The 18,267-nt window shown below is 73.0% G+C and carries 19 protein-coding genes; 3 read left to right on the plus strand and 16 right to left on the minus strand.

Annotated features, from left to right (window positions below):
* Positions 1-207: 207 nt before the first annotated feature.
* Both OG335_RS08260 and OG335_RS08265 read right to left on the minus strand, forming a co-directional pair.
* Entirely contained in the window at positions 208-714 is a 507-nt protein-coding gene (locus tag OG335_RS08260; RefSeq protein WP_405010377.1) for a hypothetical protein, read from the minus strand.
* Positions 711-1,217 carry an RNA polymerase sigma factor gene (locus tag OG335_RS08265; RefSeq protein WP_405010378.1) on the minus strand — a complete coding sequence of 169 codons (507 nt, stop codon included), beginning with the start codon at positions 1,215-1,217 and terminating at the stop codon, positions 711-713. The genes OG335_RS08260 and OG335_RS08265 overlap by 4 nt, the downstream gene beginning before the upstream one ends.
* 148 nt (positions 1,218-1,365) lie before the next feature.
* Between OG335_RS08265 and OG335_RS08270 the strand changes: the two genes are divergently transcribed.
* The gene (locus tag OG335_RS08270) at positions 1,366-1,887 is read left to right on the plus strand and encodes a DUF3995 domain-containing protein (RefSeq protein ID WP_405010379.1); all 522 of its coding nucleotides are present in this window, start codon (positions 1,366-1,368) and stop codon (positions 1,885-1,887) included.
* Here OG335_RS08270 and OG335_RS08275 read toward each other — a convergent pair whose 3' ends face one another.
* Complete coding sequence (locus OG335_RS08275; RefSeq protein WP_405010380.1) at positions 1,888-2,694, minus strand: Fpg/Nei family DNA glycosylase; 807 nt, start codon at positions 2,692-2,694, stop codon at positions 1,888-1,890. It lies immediately after the preceding gene.
* A 5-nt stretch (positions 2,695-2,699) separates the two neighbouring features.
* Complete coding sequence (locus OG335_RS08280; RefSeq protein WP_405010381.1) at positions 2,700-3,350, minus strand: CGNR zinc finger domain-containing protein; 651 nt, start codon at positions 3,348-3,350, stop codon at positions 2,700-2,702.
* Between the two features lie 109 nt (positions 3,351-3,459).
* Between OG335_RS08280 and OG335_RS08285 the strand changes: the two genes are divergently transcribed.
* Both OG335_RS08285 and OG335_RS08290 read left to right on the plus strand, forming a co-directional pair.
* Positions 3,460-4,197 carry a metallophosphoesterase gene (locus tag OG335_RS08285; protein ID WP_405010382.1) on the plus strand — a complete coding sequence of 246 codons (738 nt, stop codon included), beginning with the start codon at positions 3,460-3,462 and terminating at the stop codon, positions 4,195-4,197.
* Positions 4,194-4,799: a LysE family translocator gene (locus tag OG335_RS08290; RefSeq protein ID WP_405010383.1), complete on the plus strand. Its 606-nt coding sequence runs from the start codon at positions 4,194-4,196 to the stop codon at positions 4,797-4,799. The genes OG335_RS08285 and OG335_RS08290 overlap by 4 nt, the downstream gene beginning before the upstream one ends.
* A gap of 212 nt (positions 4,800-5,011) precedes the next feature.
* Here OG335_RS08290 and OG335_RS08295 read toward each other — a convergent pair whose 3' ends face one another.
* The 12 genes from OG335_RS08295 to OG335_RS08350 all read right to left on the minus strand — a co-directional run bounded on the left by OG335_RS08295 (position 5,012) and on the right by OG335_RS08350 (position 18,200).
* Positions 5,012-5,974, minus strand: coding sequence for an AAA family ATPase (locus OG335_RS08295; protein ID WP_405010384.1), 963 nt, complete (start codon positions 5,972-5,974; stop codon positions 5,012-5,014).
* Between the two features lie 87 nt (positions 5,975-6,061).
* The gene (gene aroQ, locus OG335_RS08300) at positions 6,062-6,505 is read right to left on the minus strand and encodes a type II 3-dehydroquinate dehydratase (RefSeq protein ID WP_405010385.1); all 444 of its coding nucleotides are present in this window, start codon (positions 6,503-6,505) and stop codon (positions 6,062-6,064) included.
* Positions 6,502-7,590, minus strand: coding sequence for a 3-dehydroquinate synthase (gene aroB, locus OG335_RS08305; RefSeq protein WP_405010386.1), 1,089 nt, complete (start codon positions 7,588-7,590; stop codon positions 6,502-6,504). Before aroB ends, aroQ begins: the two co-directional genes overlap by 4 nt.
* The gene (locus OG335_RS08310; protein ID WP_405010387.1) at positions 7,587-8,102 is read right to left on the minus strand and encodes a shikimate kinase; all 516 of its coding nucleotides are present in this window, start codon (positions 8,100-8,102) and stop codon (positions 7,587-7,589) included. Before OG335_RS08310 ends, aroB begins: the two co-directional genes overlap by 4 nt.
* A 73-nt stretch (positions 8,103-8,175) precedes the next feature.
* Positions 8,176-9,360, minus strand: a complete 1,185-nt coding sequence (gene aroC / locus OG335_RS08315; RefSeq protein WP_405010388.1) for a chorismate synthase — start codon at positions 9,358-9,360, stop codon at positions 8,176-8,178.
* Between the two features lie 215 nt (positions 9,361-9,575).
* The gene (locus OG335_RS08320; protein WP_405010389.1) at positions 9,576-10,406 is read right to left on the minus strand and encodes a shikimate dehydrogenase; all 831 of its coding nucleotides are present in this window, start codon (positions 10,404-10,406) and stop codon (positions 9,576-9,578) included.
* Positions 10,407-10,748: 342 nt separating this feature from the next.
* Positions 10,749-12,686, minus strand: a complete 1,938-nt coding sequence (gene mltG / locus OG335_RS08325; protein ID WP_405010390.1) for an endolytic transglycosylase MltG — start codon at positions 12,684-12,686, stop codon at positions 10,749-10,751.
* 104 nt (positions 12,687-12,790) lie between these two features.
* Positions 12,791-13,984: an endolytic transglycosylase MltG gene (mltG, locus tag OG335_RS08330; protein ID WP_405010391.1), complete on the minus strand. Its 1,194-nt coding sequence runs from the start codon at positions 13,982-13,984 to the stop codon at positions 12,791-12,793.
* A 110-nt stretch (positions 13,985-14,094) separates the two neighbouring features.
* Positions 14,095-14,625 (minus strand): Holliday junction resolvase RuvX, encoded by a 531-nt coding sequence (gene ruvX / locus OG335_RS08335; RefSeq protein WP_405010392.1) that lies wholly within the window; start codon positions 14,623-14,625, stop codon positions 14,095-14,097.
* Positions 14,625-17,294, minus strand: a complete 2,670-nt coding sequence (alaS, locus tag OG335_RS08340; protein ID WP_405010393.1) for an alanine--tRNA ligase — start codon at positions 17,292-17,294, stop codon at positions 14,625-14,627. The genes ruvX and alaS overlap by 1 nt, the downstream gene beginning before the upstream one ends.
* Positions 17,281-17,709, minus strand: a complete 429-nt coding sequence (locus OG335_RS08345) for a DUF6167 family protein (protein WP_405010394.1) — start codon at positions 17,707-17,709, stop codon at positions 17,281-17,283. Before OG335_RS08345 ends, alaS begins: the two co-directional genes overlap by 14 nt.
* A 5-nt stretch (positions 17,710-17,714) precedes the next feature.
* A complete protein-coding gene (locus OG335_RS08350) occupies positions 17,715-18,200 on the minus strand; it encodes a DUF948 domain-containing protein (protein WP_405010395.1) in 486 nt (161 codons plus the stop codon).
* Between the last annotated feature and the right edge of the window lie 67 nt (positions 18,201-18,267).

Genomic DNA, 18,267 nt, shown 5'->3' on the forward strand with positions numbered 1-18,267 from the left:
CCGCGGCGGCCCGACGGCCTCCCGGTGCACGGGCAGGGCGCACGGCCCACGAGGGCCCGGCCCGCGCCCCGCTCGTGCACCCGGGGGCCATCGTGATCAGGTGTCGGAAGATGACCGGCCGTGGTCGCGGCGCACCGGGCCGGGCCGCGGAGCGGCAAGAGGGCACGCGCCACCCGCGCTTCGGCAGCCGGGCCAGGATCGTGCGCGTCATGGTGCACCACCCTCGGACGGCTGCCCACCCTGGACCAGCGCCTCGAACCTGCGCAGCGACCGCTTGGCCGTCCGCCTGGTCAGTGGCCGCAGCGCAGCGCCAAGGGCGCCCGCGGCCGGAACCCGGAATGCACCGAGGAAGGCGAACCGGGTGCCGTCCGCCTCCTCCACTGCAGCCATGCCGCCCAGCAGGTAGCGGCTCTGCATCAGGCACCATCCGGGCCGCAGGTCGATGTCGAAGCGGGCCCGGAGCCGCGAATGGCCCACGACCACCGCCTCACCGCCGTCGGGCGAGACGCTGACGGTACGGATGTCGGGCAACCACTGGGGCATGGCGCCGGCCAGGTCGGCCGCCACCGCCCACACGTCCTCCAGTGATGTGGGCAGCAGCGTCTCGTGCACGGCCGCGCCCGGCACGGTGGTGCCGAGTACGCGCAGGGCCCGGACGGAGTCGAAGTCGGCCACCGGCCAGCCGTCGTGGTGCGGACGCGGTTCTGCGTTCATGACTGCCATGCCTTTCGGAAGCCGAGCCTGGCCCGGGAGAGCCGGGACTTCACGGTGCCTGCGGCCACACCGAGCAGTTCGGCGGTCTGCCGCTCGTCGAGGCCCTCCACGTCCCGCAGGACCAGGACGGCGCGGTGCTCCGGGGTGAGCCGACCGAGGACGTCCTGGATGTCAGCCGCCAGGTGCGGATCGCCCGGGGCGGGCAGTTCCGCCAGTTCCGCGGGCTCGCACCGCGCATGGCGGCGGACGTGTCGCACGGCCTCACGTACGGCGATCGCTCTGACCCAGCCGAACAGCGCAGCAGGCTCCTGGAGTTGCGGCAGTTTGCGGAACACCGCGATCAAGGCCTCCTGGGTCGCGTCGGCGCCGTCGTCGAGCGCGATCGGGCCGCACAGCCTTCGGACATAAGGGGTGATCAGTTCCAGCAGCCGGCCGAGCGCCAGCCGGTCGCCGCGCTGGGCGGCGAGCACCAGCTGGGCGGTGCAGGCGGGCGATGCTTCCACGGCGGTCTCCTTCCGGTCATGGGAGGAGAGGGCCCGAAAGGCCGGAACGTTCCCCACTCGATCGTGTGACACCGGCCACGGGAACGAATGGCCGAAACGGCGACTCTTCAAGCCGTCGGTCCGATGCACACCGCAGGAGGAGAGTCCCATGAGCGATCGAACGAGCCACTCCACGACCCGGCTGGAGGCCCCCGCGGCGGCAGGCAGCAGCACCCGGGCGACCCCGCTCGCGAGCCGCAGCGCGCGGCGGCGCACCGTCGCCGTCGCCCTGGCCGGCGTCCTCGGCGTCGACGCAGGATGGCACCTCTACTGGGCCACCGGCACCACGTGGCCCGCCCGGGATGCCTACTCCCTGTCGATGGCCGTGCTCAACGCCAAGGTGCCGTTCACCCCGATCGTCGTACTCCCCCTCGCCGCGGCGCTGGCAGGCACCGCTCTGCTGCTCCTGGCTCGCGGAGGAGTGGTCCGGCTGCCGCTCCCACCGACGGTCCCCAGGCTGGCGACCGCAGTCGTCGCGGCCGGAACGGCGATACGTGCCGCGACCGGGCTGATCTGGGCAACCGGCGCCGGCACGGTCGACGGCTCGGCGTTCCGGTTGCTCAACCTGCTGCTGTACACACCGCTCTGCGCCGCCTGTGCCGGCGCCGCGTGGTGGCTGGTGAAGGAGTAGTCACCGCTGCTGGCAGGACGGGCACCAGAAGAGGTTCCGCGCAGCGTGCGACTCGGTACGCACCGGGGTCCTGCAGACCAGGCACGGCATCGCGGTGCGCCGGTAGACGTACACCTCGCCGCCGTGGTCGTCGACACGTGGCGGGCGGCCCATGGCCTGCGGAGTGTGCTCGGGGCGGACGGTGTCGATGCGGCCGGCCCCGACGCCGTCCGCCATGAGCGACACCAGGTCAGACCATATGGCGTCCCACTCCCTGCGGGTGACGTCACGGCCGGCCCGATGGGGGTTGATGCCGAGGCGGAAGAGCACCTCGGCGCGGTAGACGTTGCCCACGCCTGCGAGCACCTTCTGGTCCATCAGCAGGGCCGCGACGGTGGTGGAGCTCCGCGAGATCCGGCGCCAGGCGGCATCGGGGTCCGCGTCGGGGCGCAGCGGATCCGGGCCGAGGCGGTCGTGCACGGCCTTCTTCTCGCCCGGTCCGAGGAGTTCGCAGGTGTTGGGGCCGCGCAGGTCGGCGTATCCGTCGTCGTTGGCCATCCGCAGGCGGACCAGGCCGATGGGCGCGGGAGCCCGGCCGTCGCCGAAGGTGAAGCCGCCGTAGAGGCCGAGGTGGATGTGCAGCCAGTCCTCGCCGAATCCCAGAAAGAGGTGTTTGCCATGGGCCTCGGCCTCGTCGAGGGTCCGTCCGTCGAGCCGCTCGGCGCCGTCTGCGAACCGGCCCTGCGGGCTCGCGACCCGGACGGGGCGCCCGCCGAAGGCACGGTGGTTCTCGCCGGCGAGGCGGTGGATGATGTGGCCCTCGGGCACAGGCGTCAGCTCCTCGTGGGGTCTGTGGCGACCTGTTCATCATTCCAGTCGGCACCGACAGCCCCGACAGCCCCGGCGGCCGACCTGGTCCGCTCGTAGTGCCGGGCCACGCGGGCCCGGTTGCTGCAGGACGGTTTGCAGTACTCCTGGCGGCCGTGTCCCTTCACGAAGTACCGGACGCAGCGGGGGGCGGTGCAGGCCCGGAGCTGCTCCCGGTGCGGGCCCGTGAGGAAGTCGACGGTCGCCCTGGCGAGAGTGGCCGTCAGCCGGACGAGCGGGTCGGCGTCGGTACTCAGGGGATGGGTCGAAGGATCACCGCCGGCGGGCCAGTCGAGCAGGTCGGCCACCGGGTGTCGGGCGGCCGCACGGTTGATGCGGGACAGGGCTTCGGCGTCCGGAAGCAGGCGGTGGGCGTCGGCGGGGCTCGGCGGACCGGGGCGGACGGCTCGCGCGAACAGCGCGCGGACGGCGGCCCGCAGCGCCAGGACCTCGTCGAGGGCCGCCCGGTCGGCGGCGAAGCCGTCGACCCCCGTCGGTCCGCACCGCTCCGCGACCCAGACGGACAACTCCTGCGGGGTCGTCAGGTCGTCTGCGACTCCGCCGTGCCCGTCGTGACGAATCGTGCTGGCGAACTCAAGGGCGAGCAGATGCTCCACGCCGACCGTCTCCTCCCCGTGTGCCGGTCCGGGCTCTTGATCACCCGGCCGAACACAGTCTACCTTTCTAACGTCAAAACTGGTTACAACCGTTAGGACAGTCCCCACCATGCCTCTGCTCGCACACATCAGCGACCTCCACCTCGACGGCAGCGACCGCACCGCGGAACGCGCCACCCGCGTGATGGACCACCTTCGCGCCCTGCCCACTCCTGTCGATGCCCTGCTGGTCACCGGTGACATCGCCGACCACGGCAGCGTCGCCGAGTACGAGGAGGCCGCGCGGATCCTGGCGGCCACCTTCCCGGTGCTCACCTGCCCCGGCAACCACGACGTGCGCGCCGCCTACCGCAAGGCCCTGCTCGGCGAGCCGCCCACGGACGGCCCGATCAACAGCTTCCACCTGCTCGACGGGCTCGCCGTCCTCATGTGTGACGCCACCATTCCGGGGCAGGACGAAGGCCTTCTCGACGACGAGACACTGCACTGGATCGCCGACCGCCTGACCGGCCTGCCGGACGGTACGCACGCGCTCATCGCCTTCCACCAGCCACCGGTCGCCGTGCATCACCCGCTGCCGGACGCGAGCCGCCTCCGGCAGACCGAGCGGCTCGACGAACTGCTGCGGAACCACCCCGAGGTGATCGCCGTCCTCACCGGCCATGCCCACACCGCGGCAGCCTCGGCCTTCGCCGGCCGTCCGCTCGTGGTGGCGCCGGCCACCACCTGGACACTGCAACTGCCCTGGCAGGGAACGGAGCTGATCGACCGGAGCCAGCCGCCCGGCCTCGCCTTCCACGTCGTCGAGGACGGTGCGCTCACCACGCACTTCCGCGTCGTGCCATGACCACCTCCGTCCTCGGATTCCTGGCCGCCGTCCTTCCCCTGGTGGCCACGCCCGGAGCCAGCCTGGCCCTGCTCGTACGGCACGTCGCAGTCGGCGGGCGGCGGCGGGCGGCCGCCGTGATGCTCGGCACGGCGAGCGGCCTCGCCGCCCACGCCACCCTCGCGGTCGCCGGTCTCTCGGCCGTCGTGATGCACTCCGCCGAGGCCTTCACCGCCGTCCGGCTCGCCGGGGCCCTCTACCTGGTGGGGCTCGGCCTGTGGTGCCTCCGCCCCGACCGCTGCCGCACACGGCCCGGTCACCCACGCCGGCTCGGCCGGAGCGCCTACGGACAGGCGTTCCTGGGCAACCTCCTCAACCCGAAGGCCGCCTCGATCTACCTGACCGTCCTTCCCCAGTTCATCGACCCGCACCGCTCGGTCGTCCCACAGATCGCGATCCTCGCCGGAGCCCACGCGGTCCTGGTCACGAGCTGGCTCGCGGTCTGGACGGCACTGCTGGGCCCGGCTTCCCGAGCCCTCCGGGCAGCCGGGGTACGAGCCGCTCTCGACCGCGCCACCGGGCTGATCCTGATCGCTCTGGGTGTTCGTGCAGCAGCGGCCTGACGCCGTCCGATACGAGCCGCAGACCCGTCCCGCCGGCCACCCGAGAAGCAACACACTCAAGGCCCAGCGCACCGAGCACAGCCCGGCGGCACCGGGAACCACACACCGAACGCCGAGTGGCGAACACCGGCGTCGCGAACACCGGGCTCACGAACACCGGGCCATCACGGCCCACGGATCGTCCTGCGTGATCCGTCAGACGGGCCGGGCTGTTACTGGCGACCTGCGAGACGGGACATGATCGCCCGGTCGAGCGCGGCGGCGGTGGCGTCGACATCGAGCTGGGAGTTGTCGATGATCGGCAGTCCGGACGTCCGCCACCCGGCCATCCGGCCGTGGATGCGGGCGACCTCTTCGTCGCTGAGACGGCGGTTGCCGTTGCGCCGGGCGTTGCGGGCAAGCACCGAGTCGAGCCCGGGCAGCAGGACGACGGGGATCATGCCGGGGCCGATGTGACGCTTCCAGCCGCCGAGGCCGATGGCGGGCCGGTCGGGAAAGACGGCGTCGTCGATGATGCAGGAGATGCCGTTGGCAAGGTAGTTGCGGCACGCGAATCCGCAGGTGCGGCGGGCGAGCCGGTACTGCGCCTCGGAGGCGTTGTTCCAGCCGGACTGCGGGTTGGCGAACCCGGACTGCACCCATTCACGGACGTCGTCGAGGCTGATGTGGGCGGTCGGCATGGGCTGCCTCTCGGCCCAGTGGCGGGCGACCGTGGTCTTCCCCGCACCCGCCGGGCCGATCAGCAGCACGGCTATCGGCCCACTGGGCACCTGCTGCTGCGGAGGGTGCGCCGGCAACTGGACGGGCGCTCCGACCGGCAGGACGAAGTGGCCGGTGGCACCGGGCGGCACCGCCATGGCGTGCTGACCGGGCTGGCCGCCCTGACCCGCAGGATGACCGGGCTGACCGGGCTGACCCGGTCGCGGCGGCACACCGGGAACCCCGGGAGCCCCGGGCCCGCCCGGCGCACCCGCCGGACCGGGCCGGGTCGGAGGCGAGCCGGGCATCGTCGGCTGCGGCCCCGGCGCGGCGGGCTGCGGATGCGGCTGCCTGGAGGGCGGCTGCGGGTACGGGGGCTGCTGCACGCCACCGGGCCGCATCGGGTGCGGCGGCGCGGCGGGACGGGGCGGCAGGGGTCGCTGAGGCACTGGTCCTCCCCCTGTGTACTGCGACATCGCCACCTCCCGACCGGGACACTACACGCAGGCCCGGTGGCGGGCACAGTCCGCCACCGGGCCTGGTGATCACCTGGTGATCACGCGTCAGCGCGAGGTGAGCTGCTCCGCGAGGGCGCGCAGCGCGAGCTCGTACGAGCCGAGGCCGAAGCCCGCGATGGTGCCGGAGGCGATCGCGGCGATCACCGAGTTGTGCCGGAACGTCTCGCGCGCGTACGGGTTGGAGATGTGCACCTCGATGAGCGGTGCGGTGCGCTGGGCCGCGGCGTCCCGCATCGCGTACGAGTAGTGCGTGAAGGCGCCGGGGTTGATGACGATCGGCGTCTTCGCGTCGGCTGCCTGGTGGAGCCATTCGACCATCTGCAGCTCGGAGTTGGTCTCCCGCACCTCGACGTCGAGGCCGAGTTCGGCGCCGAGCTTGGTGCAGCGGTCGACGAGGCCCGTGTAGGAGGTGGCGCCGTAGACATCGGGCTCGCGGCTGCCGAGCCGTCCGAGGTTGGGCCCGTTGAGGACGAGCACCCTGGTGGTCATCCGGACACCTCCGCGTAGGCGGCGACCAGCAGGGACGGGTCGGGTCCTTCCAGGATGGCGGTCTTGGCGAGGCCGTCCAGGACGACGAAGCGCAGCAGGTCGCCGCGGGACTTCTTGTCGATCTTCATGGCGTCGAGCAGCTTGGGCCAGGCGTCGGCGCGGTACGTCAGCGGGAGGCCCACCGAGGCCAGCACCGAGCGGTGGCGGTCGGCCGTCTCGTCGTCCAGCCTACCGGCGAGGCGGCCGAGTTCGGCGGCGAAGACCATGCCGATGGAGATCGCCGCGCCGTGCCGCCACTTGTAGCGCTCGTTGCGCTCGATGGCGTGGCCGAGGGTGTGGCCGTAGTTGAGGATCTCGCGGCGGCCGGCTTCCTTGAGGTCACCGGAGACGACGTCGGCCTTGACCTGGATGGCCCGTCGGATGAGTTCCAGGGTGTGCGGTCCCGCGGGGGTCGCCGCGCCCTCGGGGTCGGACTCGATGAGGTCGAGGATGACGGGGTCGGCGATGAATCCGGCCTTGATCACCTCGGCCAGGCCGGAGATGTAGTCGTGCTTCGGCACGGTCTCCAGCGTCGCGAGGTCGGCGAGCACGCCGACCGGCGGGTGGAAGGCGCCGACCATGTTCTTGCCCTCGGCGATGTTGATGCCGGTCTTGCCGCCGACCGCCGCGTCGACCATGCCGAGGAGCGTGGTGGGCATGGAGATCCAGCGCACGCCGCGCAGCCAGGTGGCCGCGACGAAGCCGGCGAGGTCGGTGGTGGCGCCGCCGCCGAGTCCGATGACGACGTCGCTGCGGGTGAAGCCGGTCTGGCCGAGCACCGACCAGCAGTAGGCCGCGACCTCGGCGCTCTTGGCGTCCTCGGCGTTGGGCACCTGGAGGGCGATCGCCTCGTAGCCTTCGGCGGCGAGGTCCTCGCGGACGGCGTCGCCGGTCGCGGAGAGAGCCTCGGGGTGGATGATCGCCACCCGCTTGGCCTTCGGGCCGATGAGCGGTGCGAGTTCGCCGAGCAGGCGGTGCCCGATCAGCACGTCGTACGGGTCGTGGCCGGCGCTGCCGCCGACGTGGATGGTGACGGTGTCGGTCATGCCTGCTTCAGCTCCAGTGCTTCCAGTACGGCGTCCGCGACCTGCTCGGGGGCGCGTCCCTCGGTGTCGACGACGGCCTTGGCCACCTCAAGGTAGAGGGGGCGGCGCGCGTCCATCAGCTCGCGCCAGCGGGCGCGCGGGTTGACGGCGAGCAGCGGGCGGGGCGCGTCCAGGCCGACCCGCTTCACCGCGTCGCCGAGGGCGACCTCCAGGAACACCACGGGCAGGCCGGCGAGCACGGCCCGGGTGTCCGCGGCCATGACGGCGCCGCCGCCGAGGGCGAGCACGCCGGTGTGGTTCTCGGCGGCCGCGCGGACGGCCCGCACCTCCAGGGCGCGGAAGTGCGGCTCGCCCTCGTCGATGAAGATCTCCGGGATCGGCTTGCCTGCCTGCTCCTCGATGTCGGCGTCGGTGTCCCGGAAGGAGACGCCGAGCCGCTCGGCGAGGAGCCGGCCGACCGTGGACTTTCCGGCCCCGGGCGGGCCCACGAGCACGACGACCGGCGCGCTCATGCGGCCCTCCTCGCCGTGTCCGTCGGGACCGACCGCACCGCGCGCCCCCGGACGGCCGACCCGTTGCGGTCGCTCATCGGACGATCAGGTGATCGAGGTAGGACTGCACGTTGCGGCGGGTCTCCGCGACGTGGTCGCCGCCGAACTTCTCCGCCACCGCGTCCGCCAGCACCAGCGCCACCATCGCCTCGGCGACGATGCCGGCGGCCGGCACGGCGCAGACGTCGGAGCGCTGGTGGTGCGCCTTGGCCGGCTCGCCGGTACGCACGTCGAGCGTCTGCAGCGCCCGCGGCACGGTCGCGATCGGCTTCATCGCGGCCCGCACCCGCAGCACCTCGCCGGTGGAGAGGCCGCCCTCGGTGCCGCCGGAGCGGCCGGAGGTGCGCTTCACGCCGTCGGCGGTCGGCACGATCTCGTCGTGGGCCTGCGAACCGGGCACCCGGGCCAGGTCGAAGCCGTCGCCGAGCTCGACGCCCTTGATCGCCTGGATGCCCATGAGGGCGGCGGCCAGGCGGGCGTCCAGCCGGCGGTCCCAGTGCACGTGCGAGCCGAGGCCGACGGGCGCGCCGTACGCCAGCACCTCGACGACGCCGCCGAGCGTGTCGCCGTCCTTGTGGGCCTGGTCGATCTCGGCGACCATGCGCTTCGAGGCGTCGGCGTCCAGGCAGCGCACCGGGTCCTCGTCGAGGCGCGCCTCGTCGGCGGGCAGCGGGTACACGCCGAGCGGGGCCTTGGCGGCGCCCAGCTCGATGACGTGCGAGACCAGCTCGATGCCGCAGGTCTCCTTCAGGTAGGAGCGCGCGACCGTGCCGATCGCCACGCGGGCGGCCGTCTCACGGGCGGAGGCGCGCTCCAGGATCGGACGGGCCTCCTCGATGGAGTACTTCTGCATGCCGGCGAGGTCGGCGTGGCCGGGGCGGGGCCGGGTCAGCGGCTCGTTGCGGGCGAGACCCGCGAGGATGTCCTCGTCGATCGGGTCGGCCGACATGACCTGTTCCCACTTCGGCCACTCGGTGTTCCCCACCATGACCGCGACCGGGCTGCCCATCGACAGGCCGTGCCGGATCCCGCCGAGGAACGTGACCTCGTCCTGCTCGAACTTCATCCGGGCCCCGCGGCCGTAGCCCAGCCGGCGCCGGGCCAGCGCGTCGGCCACCATCGCGGTGGTGACCGGCACACCGGCCGGCAGGCCCTCCAGCGTCGCGACCAGTGCGGGGCCGTGGGACTCCCCCGCCGTCAGCCAGCGCAACGTACCCAACGGAGCTCCTTCGTCAGCGGCCCGGCCCGCGCGGCGGACCGGCCGGGATTCTCGTCCGGCGGACCCGCCCTCGGGCGACAGGCCCTGGGGCCCGCTCTGCTCCCGATCCTTTCATGCCGAGGGCACCGGCCGGAGCGGGGTCCGCCGACCGGACATCTGATGGACATGTTCGGGAAGGGCCGATGTTTTGCCGGAGGGCTTCACGGGTAACCTGCTCAGCTCCCGGCCAGCGCCGCCTCGCCCGCCTCGCGCATCGCCGCGAGCGGCGCGGTCTCCGCGCCGGTGAACGCCTCGAACTGCAGCACCGCCTGGTGCAGCAGCAGGTCGAGCCCGCCCAGCACCGTCGCGCCGCGCTCGGCACACGCCTCGGCGAGCTTCGTCGGCCACGGGTGGTACAGCACGTCGAAGAGCGCCCCCGGCGTGGCGGGCAGGGCACCGGCGAAGCCGTCCGTGGCACCGACCGGGGTGGTCGAGATCGTCAACGGCGCGGCCAGCGCCTCCGCCCCCCGGTCCCACGCCGCGGTGCGAAGCCGCAGCCCCAGCCGCTCACCGAGCGTCCGCATCTCCGCCGCCCGCTCGGCGCTGCGCACGTACACCGTGACGTCGCCGTCGCAGACCTGGGCGAGCGCGGCGAGCGCGGACGAGGCCGTCGCCCCCGCGCCGAGCACGGACGCGGCCGGAACCCGCCCGATCCCGCGCTCGCGCAGGGCGTTGACGAGCCCGGGGACGTCCGTGTTGTCACCGCTGCGATGCCCGTCCGCCCGGAAGACCACGGTGTTGACGGCGTCGACGGCGAGCGCGGTCTCGCTCACCTCGTCCACCAGCGGGATGATCGCGCGCTTCAGCGGCATCGTCAGCGACAGGCCGGCCCACTCGGCGGGATCGATCTTTTCGATGAACTCCGGCAGCCCCGCCTCGTCCACGTCGAAGCGGTCGTAGCGCCGTTCCGTCATGCCGAGCGCCGTGTAGGCGGCGCGGTGCAGCACCGGCGAGAGCGAGTGCGCGATCGGCGAGCCGAGCACGGCCGCACGCAGTTGGGTCGTCACGTGAGTCCCACCATCCGAGTCGTCCACCAGACAGGCCGGGCCACGCCGTGGGGCGGGGGACGCCGGGACCGGAGGTCCGGTCCCACCGCCCCCAAGGGCGCGCCGGTGCCCGCATCGTACGCACGCCGCGGCCGGCCCGCCGCGGCGTCCGCGGTACGGCCGCCCGCCCCGCGGCGCGAACCCGCCGAACCACCGGACCTGCCAACCCACCGAAGCCGCACGCCTCGCCGAACCGCACGCTCCGCCCAACCCGCCGAACCGCCGAACCCGCGGGACGGATCACGGCCGCGCCCGGTCCGCGCCGCCCCGGACAGGGGCGGGCCGACCGGGCGCGGGGTGGTGCTACTTGCAGGTGACGTTCGCGGCGTTGAACGCCAGCCCGCGCGAGATGCACCACTCCTTGGTGTTCTCCGCGTGCTCGGCGCCGGTGGCCGCGAACTTGGTCTCCTCGGGCGAGATCGCCAGCCAGAAGACCCAGTCGCCCGGGGTCGGGTCCAGGACGGCCCGGATCGCACCCTCGCCCGGGTTGCCGATCGGGGTCGGCGGCAGGCCGGGGTTGATGTACGAGTTGTACTTCAGCGAGCCGTCCCGGATCTCCTTCTCGGACAGCTGCTTGCGGCCCAACTGGTACTGCAGCGTGGTGTCCAGGCCGAGCCGGTGCTGGGTGGCGTTCGTGTTGAGGCGGTTGTACATCGCCCGCGCCATCTTGCCGAAGTCCTCGCCGTTGTTGCCCTCGGCCTGCAGGATGCTGGCCTCGGTGATGACCTCGTAAGCGCTCTTGAGGTTGAGCTTCTTCGCGCCCTCCTCCAGCCCGAGGTCGTCGTACCGCTTCACGGCGGTGGAGACCATCTGCTTGAGCAGGTCCTCGGGCTTCATCCCGTTGCTGATCGGGTAGCGGGTCGGGAAGAGGAAGCCCTCGATGTTGCCGTTGGCCCAGGCGGGCAGGCCGAGGCTGCCGAGCTGGTCCTTGGCGACGGTGGCCGTGGCGCCCGAGGCCAGCTTCAGCTTGGCGTCGATCCTGGTGTAGATGTCGGTCGCCCTGAGCCCCTCCGGCAGGATCAGGAAGTTGCCGCCGGCCGAGTCGACCAGGAACTTCACGGCCTCCGTGCCGGACATCTGCCGGGCCATCGTGTAGAAGCCCGGCTGGATGGTGCCGGCCTTCGCGTTCTTGTTGAAGGCCGTCACGAAGGCGTCCACGCTCTTCACCACGCCGGACTTGACCAGGGTGCTGCCCATCGCGGCGCCGCTGGAGCCGGCCGTGATCTCCACGTGCACGGAGCCGGTGCCCGTGCCGACGTAGTCCGGCGGCGGGCCGAAGTGGGTCTGGTAGACGCCGTAGCCCCACCAGCCTGCGCCGCCCATGCCGCCGAGGAGTACGAGGGCGACGACCAGGCAGGCACCGCGGTTGCGGCGGCCGGCCTTCTTGCCCTTCTCCTTGCGCTTGCGCTCGGCATCACGGGAGGGGTCCGCCTCGTCGGCGAAGAAGCCGTCCCCCTTCGGGTCGTCACCGGCGCGGGCGTCGTCGGCGTCGTCCGTCCAGTCGTCGGCCCAGTCGTCCTCGGGCTCGGTCACGGCAGGGCCGTCGAGGGCGGCGGCTTCGGCCTCCCAGTCGATGCCGTCCGGTCCGGGGCCGGCGGGCCGCGGCTGGGCGCGGCGCGGCGGCGGCACGGGGGTGCCGGCCTGCGGCGTCCGGGCCTGCGGCGGGTACGGCCGGCCGGGCTGCTGCCCCGTCGGCTGTCCGGCCTGCGGGCCGAACGGCTGCTGCCCGCCCTGCTGCTGGGGCGTCTGCTGCGGGAAGCCCTGCTGCGGCATCCGGGCCTGCTGCGGATACCCCTGCTGGGGCATCTGCTGCGGCATCTGCTGACCCTGCTGCTGAGTCGCCTGCTGCGGGAAGCCCGGTCCGCCCTGCGGCACCTGCTGCCACGACCCGGTCTGCTGGCCTGCCTGCTGACCGGCGTAGCCCTGCTGCTGCGGCTGCTGGCCGTAGCCGGGCTGCTGCTGCCAACCCTGCTGCTGCGGCATCGGCGCCTGCTGCTGGGCCTGCTGCGGGTAGCCCTGCTGGCCGTACGAGGGCTGCTGCGGGTAGCCCTGCTGGCCCTGCGGCTGCTGGGGGTAGCCCTGCTGGCCGTACTGCTGCTGGCCGTACGCGTTCTGCTGCAGCTGCCAGGCGCCGGTCTGGTCGACGGGCTGCTGTTGCTGCTGCGGGATGCCGTACCCGGGGTCGCCCGGGTGCCACGGCTGGTCTTCCTGAGGACGGTAGCCCCCACCCGGATCGGTCATCGAACCCCTTATGCGTCCCGCCAACTCGAACCGGCGTGCTACGGCATCATCCGGAGGGAGACGTTACCGTACCGCAGCCATGGCGATTCCCCGCATGCGCACGATCAGTGATCACCCTCCGCAGCCGGCGAACTCCCCTGCGCCTGGTTTGCGTTGAATTCCGCGACGTTCTTCTCCTGCTGCTCGAAACTGTCGGTGAACCTGGTGTCACCGGGACGCACGGTGACGAAGTACAGCCAGTCGCCCTCGGCGGGGGTGGCGGCGGCGTTCAGGGCGTCGCGGCCGGGGTTGGAGATCGGCGTGGGCGGCAGGCCGGTGTGCAGGTAGGTGTTGAACGGCGAGTCCAGCTTGGTGTCGGTGGTGGTGGTGGTGAGGGTGGAGCGGCCGAGCGCGTAGTTGATGGACGAGTCGAGCTGCAGGGCCATGTTCTTGGCGAGCCGGTTGTAGATGACGCGGGCCACCTTGGCCATGTCCTCGGGGTTGTCGGCCTCGCCCTGGACGAGGCTGGCGACGGTGAGGATCTCGTAGGGGGTTTTGGCGAATGCCGTGGCGGCGCCGTCCAGCCCGTCGTCGGCGAAGGCGTGGCCGGCCTCGGTGACCATCTGCTTGAGCAGGTCGAGCGGGGTGGTCTCCCCGGTGACGGGATACGTGGCGGGGTAGAGGTAGCCCTCCGGGTTGCCGTCGGTGCCCTCGGGGAGGCCGAGTTCGTCGACGTGCTCCTCCGCGATGCCCTTGGTGGTGCCCGCGGCCAGTTTCAGGCGCTCGTCGATCGCCGCGTAGACCTGTTCGGCGCGGCGGCCCTCGGGCACCGTGAGCGCGTTGGCGTTGGCCGGGTCGAGCAGGACGCCGAGTGCGGCGGCGACCGACATCTTCTCGCGCAGGGTGTAGGTGCCGGGCTGGATGCTGTCGCCGGCGGGGTGGCTGGTGGCCGCGTCCGTGAAGGCCTTGGTGCTGGCGACGACGCCGCTCTTGACGAGGGCCTGGCCGATCACGGTGAGGGTGGCGCCCTTGGGCACGGAGACCTCGACGGTGCCGGTGCCGGTGCCGGCGTAGTCGGCGGCCCTGGGTGCCGGGTCGGGCCAGGCCAGGTACACGACGAGGGCGAGCGCGCAGGCCACGCCGAAGAGGGCCAGCACGCTCAGGCAGCAGGCGGCGCCGGAGCGGACCTTGTCCGGGTCGGGCGGCTCCACGGCGAAGGGGCTGCCCGGCGGGCGGCCCTCGGGTTCCTGCGCGGGGGCTCCGAGGTGGCCGGGGGTGACGCCGGGCGCCATGCCGGGCGCGGTGTACGGGTCGGTCACAGCAGCCCCTCCGCCGGCAGCCGGCCGGGGGCCGGGCTGCGTGGTCAACGGCAGGGGGCCCGCGCGGACATCGCCGCGCGGACCCCCTGTGGGACGTTAATACAACCTGCTCAGCCCGTCGGCTCGACGCTCTCACCGGGCGCCCGACCGCTCACCCGTTCGGTCTCCAGCGCGGACTGCAGGATCACCACGGCCGCCGCCTGGTCGATGACCGAACGGCCCTTCTTCGAGGAGCGCCCCGAGGCCCGCAGGCCCTGGGCCGCCGTCACCGTCGTCATCCGCTCGTCGACCAGCCGCACGCCCACCGGCGCCACGAGCCCGGCCAGCCGGCCCGCGTACGCGCGGACCTTCGCCGCCGCCGGGCCCTCCTTGCCGCTCAGCGAGCGGGGGAGGCCGACGACGACCTCGATCGCGTCGTACTCCTCGACGATCGCCTTCAGCCGTGTCTGCGAGCGGCCGCCCGCCGGAACGGTCTCCACCGGCGTGGCGATCAGCCCGTCGGGGTCGCACGAGGCGACCCCGATCCGGGCGTCACCGACGTCGACGGCGATCCGCCGGCCACGGCGGAAGACCTTCTCGTCGGCGGGCCCGGGCAGCTCGGCGGGCTCCGGCAGCCCGGAGGGCTCGGTCGGCCCGGGCATCAGGACGCGCGCTCCGCGACCAGCGCCCGCACGGCGTCGATCGCCTCGCCGACCGCGGCCGGGTTCGACCCGCCGCCCTGCGCGACGTCGTCCTTGCCGCCACCGCCGCCGCCGAGCGTCTTGGCCGCGGTGCGGACCAGCTCGCCGGCCTTGACGCCACGGGCGCGGGCGTCCTCGTTGGTGGCGATGACGGTCAGCGGGCGGTCGTTGGCCACGGTGAAGGCCGCGACCACGGCCGGGCGCGAGCCGAGCCGTGTCCGCACGTCGAGGACGAGCTTGCGCAGCTCGTCCGCGCCGACGCCGTCGGCGACCCGGGCCGCGACCAGCGCCACGCCCCGGACGTCCTCGGCGGACTCGGCCAGCCCGGCGGCCGCCGCGAGGACCTTCTCCGCGCGGAAGCGCTCGATCTCCTTCTCGGCGTCCTTGAGCCTGGCGAGCATCCCGGAGATCTTCTCCGGCAGCTCCTCCGGGCGGCCCTTGACCAGGTCGGTCAGCTGGGACACCACGGTGTGCTCACGGGCCAGGAACCTGTACGCGTCGACGCCGACCAGCGCCTCGACCCGGCGCACGCCGGAGCCGATCGACGACTCGCCGAGCAGCTTCACCAGGCCCAGCTGGGCGGTGTTGCCGACGTGCGTGCCGCCGCACAGCTCCTTGGAGAAGTCGCCGATGGTGACGACCCGCACCGAGTCGCCGTACTTCTCGCCGAACATCGCGATGGCGCCGGCCTTGCGGGCCTGGTCCATCGTCATGACCTCGGCGGTGACGTCGAGCTCGCGGACCAGCACCTCGTTGATCTTCTGCTCGACGTCGGCGAGCACGCTGCCGGGCACGGCGGCGGGCGAGCCGAAGTCGAAGCGGAAGCGGCCCGGGGCGTTCTCGGAGCCGGCCTGGGCGGCCGTCGGGCCGAGCGCGTCGCGCAGCGCCTGGTGGGTCAGGTGGGTCGCCGAGTGCGCGCGGGAGACCGCGCGGCGGCGGTCCGTGTCGATGCTCGCGTACGCGGACGCGCCGAGGACGACCTCGCCGAACAGCACGCCGCCGGAGTGCACGGTGACGCCCGGCACCGGCTGCTGGACGTCGCGGATCTCCACGACCGCGCCCGAGTCCAGGCGGATCCGGCCGTGGTCGGCGAGCTGGCCACCGCCCTCGGCGTAGAACGGGGTGCGGTCGAGGATGATCTCGACCTCGTCGCCCTCGGTCGCGGCGGGGGCGGGCACGCCGTCGACCAGCAGGCCGACGACGGTGGCCTCGCCCTCGGTGGCGTTGTAGCCGGTGAAGACGCTGGCACCCGCCGCGTCGGCGACCTCGCGGTACGCGGCGACGTCGGCGTGGCCCATCTTCTTCGCCCTGGCGTCGGCCTTGGCGCGGTCCCGCTGCTCCTGCATCAGGCGGCGGAAGCCCGCCTCGTCGACCTGGACGCCCTGCTCCTCGGCCATCTCCAGGGTCAGGTCGATCGGGAAGCCGTAGGTGTCGTGCAGCTTGAACGCCTGCGCGCCGGAGAGCACGGCGCCGCCGGCCTGCTTCGTCTCGGTGACGGCGGTGTCCAGCAGGTTGGTGCCGCTGCGGAGCGTCTGGAGGAAGGCCGTCTCCTCGGCGACCGCGACCGTCTCGATGCGCTTGCGGTCGCTCTCCAGCTCCGGGTACTGCGGGCCCATCGCCTTGATGGTGACGTCCGTCAGCTCCTTGGCCACCGCCTCGGTGGCACCCAGCAGGCGCATGTTGCGGATCGCGCGGCGCAGGATGCGGCGCAGCACGTAGCCGCGGCCCTCGTTGCCGGGGGTGACGCCGTCGCCGATCAGCATGATCGCGGTGCGGAAGTGGTCGGTGACCACGCGCAGCGAGACGTCCGACTTGTGGTCGGCGCCGTAGGTGTGGCCGGTCAGCTCGGCGGCGCGGTCGAGGATGAGTCGGCTGGTGTCGATCTCGAAGAGGTTGTCGACGTCCTGGAGGATCGCGGCGAGGCGCTCCAGGCCGAGGCCGGTGTCGATGTTCTTGCTCGGCAGGTCGCCGAGGATCTCGAAGCCGTCCTTGCCGTCGCCGTGGCCGCGCTCGTACTGCATGAAGACCAGGTTCCAGATCTCCAGGTAGCGCTCGCCGTTGACCGCCGGGCCGCCCTCCTCGCCGTAGGCGGGGCCGCGGTCGTAGTTGATCTCCGAGCACGGGCCGCACGGGCCGGGCACGCCCATCGACCAGAAGTTGTCCTTCATGCCGAGGCGCTGGATCCGCTCGGACGGCACGCCGATGACGTCGCGCCAGATCTGCTCGGCCTCGTCGTCGTCCTTGTAGACGGTGATCCAGAGCTTCTCCTTCTCCAGGCCGTAGCCGCCGTCCGCGACGGGCGAGGTGAGCAGCTCCCACGCGGACTTGATGGCTCCTTCCTTGAAGTAGTCGCCGAAGGAGAAGTTGCCGCACATCTGGAAGAACGAGCCGTGCCGGGTGGTCTTGCCGACCTCCTCGATGTCCAGCGTGCGGACGCACTTCTGGACGGAGGTGGCGCGGGAGAACGGCGGCTTGACCTCGCCCAGGAAGTAGGGCTTGAACGGCACCATGCCGGCGTTGACCAGCAGCAGGGTGGGGTCGTCGGCGACCAGCGAGGCCGACGGTACGACGGCGTGGCCGCGCTCCTCGAAGAAGCGCAGCCAGCGACGGCGGATCTCAGCCGACTCCATCAGGGGTCCTTCCGGTTTGGTTGCTGCCCGGCAGCGCACCGCGCTGGCGGGACTCGGCAATGCTGTGGGTGGTGGTGCTTCGCGTCGGGGGCAGGGCGGCGGCCGGGGAGCCCGGGGCCGCCGAGATAGCTCGGTGGCCCGGCTCCGGGCGCAGCGCCCGGCGGGCGCGCGGCGGCTCGACGACGGCGGTGCCGTCCAGGCCGAGGTCCGCGCGGAGCTGGTCCTCGCGCTCGGCCATCCCCGCCTTCACGTCCAGGGCGAAGCGCTTGGCGGCGTCACCGAGGTGGAGGGCGCCGCGGGCGGCCGTACCGGAGAGGCTGTCGGGGGTGAGCCGGTGCACGGCCTCGTTCGCCTTGCCCATGGCCCAGACGGCGGCGCCGGCGCCGACGGCCATCCAGAAGATGCGTCGAACCACGACGGTCAGCCCCTCACCGCTCGCCGGACGCGGGCCAGCAGCCCGCCGGTGCGCGGCGTGGTCGCCGCGCGTACCTCGGCCCGGACCAGCCGGGCGAGCGCCTCGCGCTCCGCCGCCTGCTCGGGGACGGTGACGGTGACGCCGGCCTGCCGGCGGCCCGCGGCCTTGCGGACGCCGTAGCTGAACGCGGCGACCTTGACCAGCGGCCCGCCGATGGTGGCGGCGACGGTGGAGGAGAGCGCGTTGGCGTTGGCGGCGGCGTCCTGCACGTTGGCGGTGATCTCGTCGACCCGCTCCAGCTGCTCGTTGGCACTGCGCACGGCGGCGCCCGCGTCGACCAGCAGCGGCACGGCCTGCTCGGTCACCGCCGACACGAGGCCGGTGGCCTCCTTGAGCACGGCGGAGAGGCGGACGAGCACCACGGCGAGCAGCGTGACCAGGACCGCCCAGAACACGGCCACGAGCAGACCGGCCAGCTCTCCCACGGACACCTTGCGCGCTCCCTCGCTTGCGGCTTTCCCCAGGAGGGAACCCTATCGTGACCACGGGGGGTTTCCC

The sequence above is a fragment of the Kitasatospora sp. NBC_01539 genome, from assembly GCF_045040525.1.
Taxonomy (GTDB): domain Bacteria; phylum Actinomycetota; class Actinomycetes; order Streptomycetales; family Streptomycetaceae; genus Kitasatospora.